The sequence below is a fragment of the Streptomyces sp. NPDC059909 genome (genome assembly GCF_042730885.1).
GTDB lineage: Bacteria > Actinomycetota > Actinomycetes > Streptomycetales > Streptomycetaceae > Streptomyces.
Window position 1 is genome coordinate 17,873 of record NZ_JBHWKX010000003.1, and the last position, 12,884, is coordinate 30,756.

The 12,884-nt window shown below is 72.6% G+C and carries 8 protein-coding genes and 1 pseudogene; 6 read left to right on the forward strand and 3 right to left on the reverse strand.

Annotated features, from left to right (window positions below; all coding sequences use genetic code 11):
* Window positions 1–312 precede the first annotated feature (312 nt).
* The 5 genes from ACFV9O_RS03780 (at window position 313) to ACFV9O_RS03800 (ending at window position 7,908) form a co-directional block, all read left to right on the forward strand.
* Complete coding sequence (locus ACFV9O_RS03780) at window positions 313–1,434, forward strand: monodechloroaminopyrrolnitrin synthase PrnB family protein (protein WP_385411860.1); 1,122 nt, start codon at window positions 313–315, stop codon at window positions 1,432–1,434.
* Between the two features lie 49 nt (window positions 1,435–1,483).
* Window positions 1,484–2,782, forward strand: a complete 1,299-nt coding sequence (locus ACFV9O_RS03785) for an FAD-dependent monooxygenase (protein WP_385411863.1) — start codon at window positions 1,484–1,486, stop codon at window positions 2,780–2,782.
* Window positions 2,783–3,213: 431 nt separating this feature from the next.
* Entirely contained in the window at window positions 3,214–5,790 is a 2,577-nt protein-coding gene (gene glgP, locus ACFV9O_RS03790; RefSeq protein ID WP_385411865.1) for an alpha-glucan family phosphorylase, read from the forward strand.
* A gap of 119 nt (window positions 5,791–5,909) precedes the next feature.
* The gene (locus ACFV9O_RS03795; RefSeq protein ID WP_385411868.1) at window positions 5,910–7,115 is read left to right on the forward strand and encodes an alginate lyase family protein; all 1,206 of its coding nucleotides are present in this window, start codon (window positions 5,910–5,912) and stop codon (window positions 7,113–7,115) included.
* 163 nt (window positions 7,116–7,278) lie between these two features.
* Window positions 7,279–7,908, forward strand: a complete 630-nt coding sequence (locus ACFV9O_RS03800) for a dihydrofolate reductase family protein (protein ID WP_385411871.1) — start codon at window positions 7,279–7,281, stop codon at window positions 7,906–7,908.
* A 202-nt stretch (window positions 7,909–8,110) separates the two neighbouring features.
* Here ACFV9O_RS03800 and ACFV9O_RS03805 read toward each other — a convergent pair whose 3' ends face one another.
* Both ACFV9O_RS03805 and ACFV9O_RS03810 read right to left on the reverse strand, forming a co-directional pair.
* Window positions 8,111–10,135 (reverse strand): M4 family metallopeptidase, encoded by a 2,025-nt coding sequence (locus ACFV9O_RS03805; RefSeq protein WP_385411874.1) that lies wholly within the window; start codon window positions 10,133–10,135, stop codon window positions 8,111–8,113.
* Between the two features lie 371 nt (window positions 10,136–10,506).
* Window positions 10,507–11,232 carry a hypothetical protein gene (locus ACFV9O_RS03810; RefSeq protein WP_385411876.1) on the reverse strand — a complete coding sequence of 242 codons (726 nt, stop codon included), beginning with the start codon at window positions 11,230–11,232 and terminating at the stop codon, window positions 10,507–10,509.
* Between ACFV9O_RS03810 and ACFV9O_RS03815 the strand changes: the two are divergent.
* A pseudogene (locus tag ACFV9O_RS03815) lies at window positions 11,231–11,695 on the forward strand (TetR/AcrR family transcriptional regulator C-terminal domain-containing protein); the annotation flags it as partial. The gene ACFV9O_RS03810 and the pseudogene ACFV9O_RS03815 overlap by 2 nt on opposite strands.
* A gap of 32 nt (window positions 11,696–11,727) precedes the next feature.
* On the opposite strand, the gene ACFV9O_RS03820 reads toward ACFV9O_RS03815, so the two are convergent.
* Window positions 11,728–12,765, reverse strand: a complete 1,038-nt coding sequence (locus ACFV9O_RS03820; RefSeq protein WP_385411879.1) for a beta-propeller fold lactonase family protein — start codon at window positions 12,763–12,765, stop codon at window positions 11,728–11,730.
* Between the last annotated feature and the right edge of the window lie 119 nt (window positions 12,766–12,884).

The window sequence follows — 12,884 nt, forward strand, 5'->3', positions numbered from 1 at the left end:
AATCGCCGGACGGGCGCCATGGGGCGCAACGTCCCCACGCCCGGAGGGCGTAGGGGGGCCGGGGCTGAGCCCCCGAAGCGGGGGCTGGGGGGCGAAGTCCCCAGTCGGGAAGGGCGGGATGGGCAGAAGGCCCGCCGCCGGCGCCCCCACCCGCCGACGCGCCTGACCTGAGCCTGCGGACCGCGGCCGACCGTGCCGGTGCCGACAAGGCACCGCCCCACCGGCACCGCACCTTGCCAGGCGCCCCGCGGGGCCCGTCCGTCTCGCCCCGCACCATCACCACACCTTTCACCGCCCGAGGAGGGCCTTTCCGTGTCCGTATTCGACCTTGTCGCGCGCGATCTGGAGACACGTGGCGATCCGCTCTACCGGATCGCCGACATCCGTGCCGCCGACCCCCTTGCCGCCGACGCCCTGCTCGCCGCGCTGCCCGAGATGAACCGGGACGCCGACGTCACCGCGCTCACCGTCGCGTTGCGCACGCTGCTCCCCGAGCCCGGCCGGATCGCCGAGTGGAGCGTCGTCGAGGCGCTCGCGGCCATGCGGGACATCGGGATGCTGCTCGGGTCGCTGAAGCGGCACGGGACGGAGCCGCTGGACGCCGTCCCCGAGGCGCTCCCGGTGCTCGCGGAGCTGGGGCGGCGCACCGACATGGTGCCGCGTGACACCGTGCACCACTACACGACCTGGAACCCGCTGGACGCGCGGCAGCGCATGTACACCGGCGAGCCGATGGAGGCCGGCCTCCAGGACGCCGTACGCATGGTCTTCCCCAGCCTCGTCGCCTCCCTCGACACCTGCGCCGAGCTCGCCGCGCTCGAACCGTACGAGCGCGGCTTCGCGCACGCGCTCGACCGCACCGCCCGGCATGTGCAGGCGATGGTCGACTCCATCGACTTCACCGTCGCCAACGTCTCGCCGGTCTTCTTCGCACAGGTGCTCCGCCCCTACTTCGAGGAGATATCCGTCGACGGCCGCGACCACCTCGGCCCCGCCGCCGCCCAGGTGCCGCTCTGGCTGGTCGATCTGACGCTGTGGCAGAGCGACCGGAGCGACTCGCGGTACGACGCGTTCCTCGCCGAGTCCGTCCCGTACAGCCTCCCGCAGTGGCGCGCCTTCCACGCCGCGCACGCGGGCGGAACCTCCGCCGTCAGCAAGCTGTCCGCCGCGATCAGCTGGGAGCAAGTGGACCGGCTGCCCCCGGAGCTCGCCGCGTCCGCCGTCTCCCTCGCCCGGGTGCTGCGCACCCTCAAGACGTTCCGGGCCCGCCACATCGGCATCGCCCGCAAGGCCTACAGCGAGGAGGTCCGGCTGTACGACGTCGGCAGTGGCGGTGCCCCCGTCGAACTGCTGCGCGCGGTGCTGGACCTGACCCGCGAGAACGAGACGCTCGTGCGCCGCGCGACGGAACGCCCGCGCACACCCGTGGCCTGAGGAGGCGCACGCAATGACGCACGCCAGGACGCGACCGAGGACCCATGCCATGACGTACACCACGACACACATCATGATCGCCGGCGGTGGTATCGCGGGTCTCACCGCCGCGCTCAGCCTGCACGCCGCCGGGTTCGAACGGATCACCGTCGTCGAGGCGGCCCGCGAGAGCGGGCACGTCGGCGCGGGGCTGAACATCATGCCCAACGCGGTGCGCGAACTCGACGCGCTCGGCCTGCTGGAGCCCCTCGAAGCGGGTTCCGTACGCACCCGGGAGCTGCGCTACTACCACCGCTCCGGCGGTCTGATCTCGCGCGACCCGCGCGGTCTCGGCGCCGGCTACCACTGGCCCCAGCTGTCGATCCACCGCGCCCACCTGCAGCGGGTCCTCGCCGACGCCGTACGCAGCCGCATCGGCCCCGACGCCGTCGTCGGCGGTGTCCGCGTCACCGGTCTCGACACGCTGCCCGGCGGACGCGCCCGGGTCCGTCTGGAGCACCGCGACGGTTCCAACTGCGGCCGGACCTCGCTCGAACCCGACGTCCTGATCGGCGCCGACGGCATCCGCTCCGCCGTGCGCGCCGCCCTCAACCCGGCCGAGGGCGAGCCGCCGTGGAACGGCATGCTGGTGTGGCGCGGCGTCTCCCGGCTGCCCGCCGACCGTGCCGGAACGTTCATGTTCATCGCGGGCGACGACCGCCAGAAGGCCGTCGTCTACCCGATGGCCGGGCCCGACCCGGACACCCGTGAGGTCCACGTCAACTGGGCGCTCGCGATGCCCGCCGAGGCCATCGACGACACCTCGCGCGGCAACTGGAACCGGCCGGTGCCGGTCGAGAAGTTCCTGCACCACTACGAGGGCTGGGAGTTCGACGGAGTCAGCGTCCCCGAGGTCCTGCGCGCGGCCGACGGCGCGTTCGAGTACCCGATGGTGGACCGCGAGCCCCTGGAGCGCTGGAGCCACGGCCGTACGACGCTGATCGGCGACGCCGCCCACGCGATGTACCCGATCGGCTCCAACGGCGCCACCCAGTCCATCATCGACGCCCGCGCCCTCGCCCACGCGCTGGCCCGGCACGCCGACCCGGTCGAGGGGCTCGCGTCGTACGACGCCGCGCGCCGCCCCGCGATGACCGAACTCCAGCGGGCCAACCGTCAGCTGGGACCCGAGGTCGTGATCAAGCTCGCCCATGAGCGCGCCCCCGGTGGATTCACCGACATCCACGACGTGATCCCGGCGGCCGAGCTCGCGGAGATCGCGGCCCGGTACGCCGCGACGGGAGCGTTCGACGCGGAGACGGTGAACCAGGGCTCTCCGTACGACGTGACGCCGGTGCGGCTGCGGTAGGGGGGCCTGCGGCGGGCTCTCCCCACCCCGCGCCTTCCCGAACCGGGGGCTTCGCCCCGGACCCCGTCGGGGCTCCACCCCAGCCCCGTTTCGGGCTCTGCCCCGGACCCCGTACGACCGTCGGGCGGGATGCGAGGCGCAACGGCGCCGTCCCGTGGCCGGCGTGTGCGTCCTCATACGCCGGACGGGCGCCTTTGGAGCCTCGCCGGCGTTCGAGGTGCGGGGCGGTGCGGGGAGAAGGGGCGGGGCCGGGGGAAGGCCCCGCCGCAGGCGCCCAAGAGGCCCGCGGGCCGCGCGCCCTCCGCGCCGGGCCGTGCGCCGTGGTTGAGAGGGGCCACGCCCCACTACCGTCGGAGGGGAAGGCGACATCCGGCCCGGCGCCCAGCGTTGTGTGCCCCCGGATGCGTACCTCCGCTGCGAAGGTGGGACCTGTGAAGGCCATTCGTCGATTCACCGTCCGCCCCGTCCTCCCCGACCCCCTCGCGCCCCTCAGCGAGCTGGCCCGCAACCTGCGCTGGTCCTGGCATTCCGGAACCCGGGAGCTCTTCCGCGCCGTCGACCCCGACGGGTGGCGCGCCGCCGGGGGCGACCCGGTGCGGCTGCTCGGCGCCGTGTCCGCCGGGCGCCTCGCCGCGCTCGCCCGCGACAAGGGATTCCTGCACCGGCTCGCGGAGGCGGCCGGCGACCTCGACCAGTATCTGCACGGGCGCCGCTGGTACCAGGAGCAGCAGGCCGACGACGAGCCGCTGCCCGCCGCCGTCGCCTACTTCTCGCCCGAGTTCGGCATCACCGCCGCACTGCCCCAGTACTCCGGGGGCCTCGGCATACTCGCCGGTGACCACCTCAAGGCCGCGAGCGACCTGGGCGTCCCGCTCATCGGCGTCGGGCTCCTCTACCGCCACGGCTACTTCCGGCAGTCCCTGTCGCGCGACGGCTGGCAGCAGGAGCACTACCCCGTCCTCGACCCCGACGAGCTGCCCCTGACCCTCCTCCGCGAGGCCGGCGGCGCCCCGGCACAGCTCGCCCTCGCCCTCCCCGGCGGCCGTTCGCTGCGTGCCCGCGTCTGGCACGCCCAGGTCGGGCGCGTCCCGCTGCTGCTCCTCGACTCGGACGTCGAGGAGAACGCACCGGGCGAGCGCGACGTCACCGACCGGCTCTACGGCGGCGGCGGCGAACACCGCCTGCTGCAGGAGATGCTCCTGGGCATCGGGGGAGTGCGCGCGGTCCGCACGTACTGCCGGCTGACCGGCCACCCGGAGCCCGAGGTGTTCCACACGAACGAGGGCCACGCCGGATTCCTCGGCCTCGAGCGCATCCGCGAACTGGCTCCGTACGGACTGGACTTCGACGCGGCGCTGGAGGCGGTCAGGGCCGGGACCGTGTTCACGACGCACACCCCCGTCCCGGCCGGCATCGACCGCTTCGACCGCGAGCTCGTCGCCCGCCACTTCGGCGACGACGGCGAACTGCCCGGAGTGGACGCCGCGCGGGTGCTCCGGCTCGGCATGGAGAGCTATCCGGGCGGTGAGCCGAACGTGTTCAACATGGCCGTGATGGGCCTGCGCCTCGCCCAGCGGGCCAATGGCGTCTCGACCCTCCACGGCGCGGTGAGCCGCGAGATGTTCGCCGGCCTGTGGCCGGGCTTCGACGCGCCCGAGGTCCCGATCACCTCCGTCACCAACGGGGTACACGCCCCGACCTGGGTGGCCCCCGAGATCCACCGGCTCGGGGACTCCGTGGCGCAGACGCCCGGCGCCGAGCTCTGGGAGCTGCGCCGGGAGTTGCGCGGGCAGCTGGTGCGGGAGGTGCGGAAGCGGCTGTACGTGTCGTGGCGGCAGCGCGGAGCGAACGCCGCGGAGCTCGGCTGGATCGACGGGGTCCTCGACCCGGGGATCCTCACCATCGGCTTCGCCCGCCGGGTCCCCGCGTACAAGCGGCTCACCCTGATGCTCCGGGACCGCGACCGGCTGATGGAGCTGCTGCTGCACCCCACCCGGCCGGTGCAGATCGTCGTCGCGGGCAAGGCCCATCCCGCGGACGACGGCGGGAAGCGCCTGATCCAGGAGCTGGTGCGGTTCGCGGACGACCCGCGGGTGCGCCACCGCATCGTCTTCCTGCCGGACTACGGGATGGCGATGGCGCGCACGCTCTACCCGGGCTGCGACGTGTGGCTCAACAACCCGCTGCGGCCACTGGAGGCGTGCGGGACGAGCGGGATGAAGGCGGCGCTCAACGGCTGTCTCAATCTGTCCGTCCTGGACGGCTGGTGGGACGAGTGGTACGAGCCCGACTTCGGCTGGGCCGTCCCGACGGCCGACGGCACGGCGGCCCACGACGACGACCGCCGCGACGAGCTGGAGGCCGCCGCGCTGTACGAGCTGATCGAGGAGCGCATCGCACCGCTCTTCTACGACCAGGATCGTGACGGGCTGCCCGGACGCTGGATCGAGATGGTCCGCCGCACCCTCACGACGCTCGGCCCGAAGGTGCTGGCCGACCGCATGGTGCGGGAGTACGTCGACCGGCTGTACGCCCCGGCCGCCCGCGCCCACCGCGTCGTCGCCCTGGACGCGGGCGCGGCGCGGGAACTGGCCGCCTGGAAACGCCGGGTGCGTGCGGCCTGGCCGGGTGTCGCCGTCGACCATGTCGAGGCGGGCGCGGCACTCGGCACGGCGGAGCTCGGCTCGACGCTGGCCCTGCGGGTCAGCGTCAGACTCGGTGAACTCCACCCGGACGACGTGGAGGTGCAGGCGGTGGCCGGCCGCGTGGACTCCGACGACGCGATCGCCGACGCCCAGGTCTTCCCGCTGAAACCGGTCGCCGGCGGTCCGGACGAGGCGGGCCGCCGGGTCTACGAGGGCCCGCTGGCCCTGGACCGCACCGGTCCCTTCGGCTACACCGTCCGCGTGCTGCCCGCGCATCCGCAGCTGCCGTCGGGAGCCGATCTCGGGCTCGTGGCGCTGCCGACCGAGACGACGGGTGAAGGAGCGGGAGTGCTGATGCGCTGAGGCCGTCCCGGCAGTGGGCGGGGATTGACGTGTTCATGGAATGGCTCTAGTTTCCACGGCCAGTGTCACGTTCATGACCCCGCCCACTGTTTATGTGGATGAACGGAAGGCTCTCGCCCATGCGCACCGGAACCACCGTCCCGGCCCTGGCACTCGCCGCCGCCCTCGTCGCGGCCCCCAGCGCCGTCGCGGGCCCCGCACCCGCGGCTCCCGCACCCCGAACCGCCGCCGCCCCGGCCCAGTTCACCCACCCCGGCGTGCTCGTCAGCAGGCCGCAGCTCGACTTCGTCCGCACCAAGGTCCAGGCCGGCGCCCAGCCCTGGAAGGCCGCCTACGACCAGATGCTCGCCAGCACGTACGCCTCCCTGTCCCGTACCCCCAAGCCCCGCGCGATCGTCGAGTGCGGCTCGTACTCCAACCCCAACTACGGCTGCAGCGACGAGCGCGAGGACGCGATCGCCGCGTACACCCAGGCCCTCGCCTGGTACATCACCCGCGACGACCGCCACGCCAGGAAGGCGATCGAGCTGATGGACGCCTGGTCCGCGGTCATCCAGGACCACACCAACAGCAACGCCCCGCTCCAGTCCGGCTGGGCGGGCTCGGTCTGGCCCCGCGCCGCCGAGATCGTCAAGTACACGTACACCGGCGGCTGGCCGAACGCGGGGCGCTTCGCCACCATGCTGCGCAACGTCTACCTCCCCGAGGTCATCGACGGGCGGCCGAACAGCAACGGCAACTGGGAACTGATCATGATGGAGGCGGCCCAGGGCATCGCCGTCCACGTGGAGGACAGGGCCGCCTACGACAAGGCCATGTCCATCTACAACGGCCGCGTCCCCGCGTACGTCTATCTGACCACCGACGGCTCCCAGCCGAAGTACCCGCCGCGCAGCTCCATCGACACCTACACGGAACTCGTCGGCTACTGGCACGGCGAGACGACCTTCGTGGACGGCCTCGCCCAGGAGACCTGCCGCGACTTCGGGCACACCGGCTACGGCGTCGCGTCCATCTCGCACGTCGCGGAGACCAGCCGCATCCAGGGCCAGGACATCTACCCCCAGATCAAGGACCGGCTGCGGCACATGCTCGGCTTCCACACGAAGTACGAGAACGGCGAGCCCGTACCGTCCTGGCTCTGCGGCGGCAGCCTGAAGCCGGGCCTCGGACCCGTGACCGAGGTCGGGTTCAATGCGCTGAACACCCGGATGGGTATCGCCATGAGCAACACCCAGCAGTACACGGTGTCGCACCGGCCACAGGGCACGGAGAACCACTACGTCGCATGGGAGACCCTCACCCATGCGCAGAACCCCAACTAGGGCCTGATCCACCGGGCACCCACTGGCCGAGCACGTCCTTCGCGGCGAGCCGGCCGCCGGCGGGTCGTCCAGCCGGGAACGGATTTCTGCCCCACTGTCGATCCGGCCGTCTCCCCTTCGACGTACGGGTGGAAGCAGAGACATCCGGACCAAGGAGAACGCCATGCCCAAGCTGCGTGTGCACAACCTCACGATCTCGCTGGACGGCTTCGCCGCCGGCCCCGGCCAGCGTCTGGAGGCGCCCCTCGGCGACGGCACCGAGGGCCTGCACGAGTGGATGTTCGCCGCGATGCGGGACCGCGCCGACGGCAAGTCCGGGATCGACGTCGACTGCGTCGAGCGCGGTGAGCGGAACATCGGTGCCACCATCATGGGCCGCAACATGTTCGGGCCACTGCGCGGACCGTGGCAGGACGAGTCGTGGCGGGGCTGGTGGGGCGAGAACCCGCCGTACCACCATGACGTGTTCGTCCACACCCACCACCCGCGGCCGTCACTGCCGATGGAGGGCGGGACCACCTTCCACTTCACCGACGAGCCCGTCGGGACCGTGCTCCGGCGGGCGTTCGAGGCGGCGGCGGGCCAGGACGTGCGCCTCGGCGGGGGCCCGGCCACCATCCAGCAGTACCTGCGTGCCGGGCTCGTCGACGAGCTGCACCTCGCCATCGTTCCGATGCTCGTCGGCAGGGGCGAGCGCCTGCTCGACAACCTGGGGGCCGGGATCGACGGCTACCGGGTCGCCGAGCAGGTCGGCTCGGCGGCCGCGACGCACGTCCGCCTGGTCCGTCGCTGATCCGTCGCCCGCCCGTCCCCTGCTCTGCAGAAGGCGGCCGGGGAGAACCTGTCCCTCGACGGGGCGGCCGTGGGCACGCGGACGTGGGAGGACTTCCTGGCCGAGCGGGTGGGGGGGGGCGAGCCGGTGGCCCACGACACATACGGCCGCCCTGAGGGGTGCTCTTTCACTCCCCCAGGGCGGCCGAGCCGGTGCGGTGCGGCTACGGGAACGTCAGCTTGAAGCTGTTGATGTACCCGGTGTCGTAGCGCGCGACGTCCTGGACCTTCAGCTGCCAGGTGCCGTTCGCGACCTCGCTCGACGCGTTCACCGTGTACGTCTCCACGACGTTGTCCGCGGAGTCGCTGCCGCTGGAGTTCTTCAGCCGGTACGCCGTGCCGTCGGGTGCCACCAGGTCGATGACCAGGTCACCGCGCCAGGTGTGGACGATGTCCACGCCGACCTTGAGGGCGGACGGCGCGTTGCCGGTGCGGCCGGTGACGGCCACCGAGGAGGTGGCGGTTCCGAGGTCCGGGATCGCGACGTCCGCGGTGTTCTCGAACGACGTGCCCGTCTCGCCGCCCGGACGGGAGCCGACGTTGATGGCGGCCCAGGCGTCGGCGACCGCCTTGTACTCGGCGCTGCTCGCCCCGTACAGCTCGCTCGCGACGGCGAGCGTGCCGGTGCGCGCACCCGCGTAGTTCGTGGTCGAGTTGAACTTCGTCGTCAGCGCCTTGAACCAGATCAGCGACGCCTTGTCGCGGCCGATGCCGGTGACCGGCAGGCCGTCCGAGGTCGGGGAGTCGTAGTTCACGCCGTTGATGGTCTTGGCGCCGCTGCCCTCGGAGAGCAGGTAGTACCAGTGGTTCGCCGGGCCCGACGAGTAGTGCACGTCGATGCCGCCGATGCCCGAGTACCAGGCGTCCTTGGACGAGCCGTCCTTGCTCGGCTTGTCCATGTAGCGCAGCGGGGTGCCGTTGCCCCGGATGTCGATCTTCTCGCCGACGAGGTAGTCGCCGACGTCCTGGGCGTTGTTGGCGTAGAACTCGACGGCCGCCGCGAAGATGTCGGACGTGGCCTCGTTGAGTCCGCCGGACTCGCCGCTGTAGACCAGGCCCGCGGTGTTGGAGGTGACGCCGTGCGTCATCTCGTGCGCGGCCACGTCGATCGACGTGAGCGGCTTGGTGTTGCCCGAGCCGTCGCCGTACGTCATGCAGAAGCAGCTGTCGGACCAGAACGCGTTGACGTACGCGTTGCCGTAGTGGACGCGGGAGTACGCGCCGACGCCGTCCCCGCGGATGCCGGTGCGGCCGTGCACGTTCTTGTAGTAGTCCCAGGTGAGCGCGGCGCCGTAGTGCGCGTCGGCGCCGGCCGTCTCGGCGTTCTGCGGGGTGCCGTCGCCCCAGATGTCGTCGGAGCCGGAGAAGAGCGTGCCGGTGCCGGAGGTGCCGCGGTTGAGGTTGTACGTCTTGTGGTTGCCGCGGCCGGTGTCGGTCAGGGTGTACGACGGCGCCGTGCCGAGCGTGACCTGGCCGCTGTACATCGTGTTGCCGGTGCCGGTCTCGATGGCCTGCCACTCGTAGAGCTTCTTGCCGCTGGTGGCGTCGGTGACGACGTGCAGCTCGTTCGGGGTGCCGTCGTGCTGGACGCCGCCGACGACGGTCTCGTACGCGAGGGTCGGCTTGCCCTGGGCCAGCCAGACCACCTTGCGCGGGGCCCGGTCGGCGGCGGTCTTCTTCGAGCCCTCGGAGCGCGCGGCGGCGACGGCCTGCTGCTCGGCGGCGGCAGGGGCGACGGCGGCGCTGGTGTCGACGTTCTTGAGGGCGGCGGAGGAGGCCTTGGTGACGGACTCGGTCCGCCCGGCCTTCGTCTCGGCGACGACCAGGTCACCGCCGAGGACGGGCAGTCCCGCGTAGGTGCGCTCGTAGCGGGTGTGCGTCGTGCCGTCCCGGTCCTGGACGACATCGCGGACGACGAGCTTCTCCTGGGCGCCGAGGCCGAGTTCGGCCGCCTTGGCGGCCTTCGTGGCGTTGGCCTCGCGTATGAGCTCGGCCCGCTGTGCGGGGGTGAGCTGCGCGGGCAGCGCGCCCGGGTCGGCGGCCGACGCGGCCTGGTCCTTCGGTGCGCCGGCCGGAGCGTCCGGGGCCGCGGAGGCCGGGCCGGACTGGACTCCGACGGCCAGGAGGGCTGCGGCTGCGAGCAGAGCGCCGGTCGCGGACGCGCGACGACGGCTGGGCGTGGGTCTCACGCGGACTCCTTCTGCGAGGGGGGTTACGGGCAGCTGGGTGGGCCACCCGGGCAGAGCGACGGAGCATGTGCGGAGCTTGTGGTGCGTGCGATCGGGGGAAGAGTGGCAGCAATGAACGCTCTCTGTCAGGAGCGCGTCAACAATTTGGCCGGAAACCGTCCGTTCGCCGAAACGTCATGTTCGTTAAGCGGACGTTTCGCCGATCATCACCGCGACGCCGCCGAGAAGGCGTACCGGCCCGAATTCACCGAGGGTGCCGGGATCCGGACCGACATCGTCCTGATCGAACGGAGGGGCGAGCGGAGGGTACGCACCGCCCACCGACGGCACTGCGAACTGTGGCGTGTTCCGTGCCGTCCACCCGGCGCCGGTCAGCCGGCCGGCCGGGGGTCCAGCCACAAGGCCTCGGCGAGGGCGCACAGTTCGCCCTCCTCCGTGGCGAGCGCCACGCCCATCGCGTGCTTGCGGCCGGACTCGGACCGCAGCCAGGCGTAGGAGATGTACGGCTCGCCCGTACGCACCGGGCGCAGGAGCGTGCCGGTGAGGGCCGCGGTGACCGCGCCCGGACGCTGGCTGCCCAGCATGCGGCCCGCCCAGTTGCCCGGACAGTCCAGCGCGCCCCACACCAGCTCCGGCGGAAGCGAGCCGTCCGGGGCGGCGAGAGCGGGGGACGGGACCCAGGCGGAGGCGACAAGTCCGCGGCCCGGCACCGGAGTGCAGTGCTGGCGCAGCCCGCGCTCGGGCGTACGGTCCAGACCGCAGCCGAAGCAGTCGACCAGCCCGGACGGCGGCGCCGCCCGGAACGCCTCGGCCGCGGCGACCGCCTCGTCCCAGGAAGGCGCCGCCGGCGCGTCCGGCGGCAGCTCGGCGGGGCGCGCCGTCGCCAGGGGCCGCTCGCCCTCGCCCAACTCCGCGCCCCCGTCCACCGTTGCGGCGATGCGCACGGGCACCTCCACCGGCACAGGACCGCGGAAGTCCACCCGTACCGTCCTGGCCCCCGAGCGCTCGGCGAGCACCCCCGCGACGTACCCGCCGAAGGCGACCCCGGGATAGCCGACGTACAGCTCCGGCACCACGATCGCGTCAGTCGTCGTCATGATCCCCACTCCATCACACCGGTCCCGGGCCCTCCGGACCGGCTACGGGCGCCCTCTCGTGGCGCGGGCGCCGGGAGCGGTAGGTCGTGCGCGAGTTCCCACAGCCGGCCGCCGAGCGCTGGATCGCCGAGCCGGGGCGAGCCGGCAGCAGAGCGGTCGCGCACGACGCCCGAACACCCCGGGCTTCGCCGACACGCTCGTCGGCGTGCTGCGCGACGCGGGCTTCGGCGACGACGACGCGGCCCGGGCGCTCTTCGCGGTGGCCAACTTCACCGTCGGCCACACGCTGGAGGAGCAGGCCGCACTCCGGCCGGGGAGCGGGGGACCCGCCGACCCGGGAGTCCTGCGCGACGCGGTGACGACGGGCAACTGTCCGCACCTCGCCGCCACCCTGGCCGTGCTCAGCAGCGCACACGACTTAGCGCGGCACTTCGAGTTCGGGCTCGGCCTGCTCGTCGAGGGACTACGGGCCAGGAACCGACGGCCGGGGCCGGGTCAAGGGGTCGCCCGGCTCCACCCGATTCCTGGTCGCTTCGCCGGGGCGATCGCCACGCCCGTCGGCCCGTCGCCGACGGGGACGGTGTCGACGACCGTCCGGGTGCGGGTGGCGATCACCGACACGTCGTCGGTCTCGAAGTCGGTGATGTAGACCCGCGAGCCGTTGGGCGTGACGGCGATTCCGTTGGGCTCCCCGCCGACGGGCACGGTGTCGATGACCCTGTTGCGACGGGTGCCGATCACCGATACGTCGTCGGAGCCGGTATTGGCGACGTAGACGCGGTGGCCGCCGGGCAGCACCGTCAACCCGGCGGGTCCGTCGCCGACACCGACGGTGTCCGTCACGCTGTCGGTGTGTGTGTCGATCACCGACACGTCGTCCGATGTGAGGTTGGAGACGTAGATCCGGTCGCCGTGCGGGGTGATCGCCAGCGCGGTCGGTCCGCTGCCCACGGGGATCGTGTCGACGACCGTGCCGGTGGCCGTGCGGATCACCGACACGTCGTTCGAGCCGGCGTTGGCGACATACAGCCTGGAGCCGTCCGGCAGCACCGCAAGGCCCAGCGGGAAGTCGCCCACCGCGATGGTGTCGACGACCGTGTTGCCCCGGGTGTCGATCACCGATACGTCGTCGGAACGGACGTTGGCGACGTAGGCGCGGCGGCCGTCGGGGGAGACCGTCACCCTGCTGGGCTCGTCGCCGACGGCGACGGTGTCCGTGACGGTGTTGGTGCGGGTGTCGATGACCGACACCGTGTCGGCCGCGGAGTTGGTGACGTACACGTGAGCGGCGTCAGGGGTGACCGCCGCACTGTCGGGGCCGTCGCCCACGGGGACGGTGTCGACGACCCTGTCGGTGCGGGTGTCGATCACCGAGACCGTATCCGAGTGGAGGTTGGCCACGTAGGCGTAGGCCACGGGACGCGGGCCGCCGGGGACGGCCACGGCGGGGGTGGTCGCGGCCGCCGCGCCGGCACCGGCCAGCACCGCCAGCCCGGTGAGCCCCGCCGCCGCCCGCCATCCGACACCCGGCATGAAGACCTCCCGCGGCGTGCAGTTGATGCAAGTCCGATGTCCCGTCATCGACCGACGGGTCCTGTCGGCGCACATGACTCGCGTACGAAGCTAAGGCCCAGGCGGGGGCGGGAGCGTGA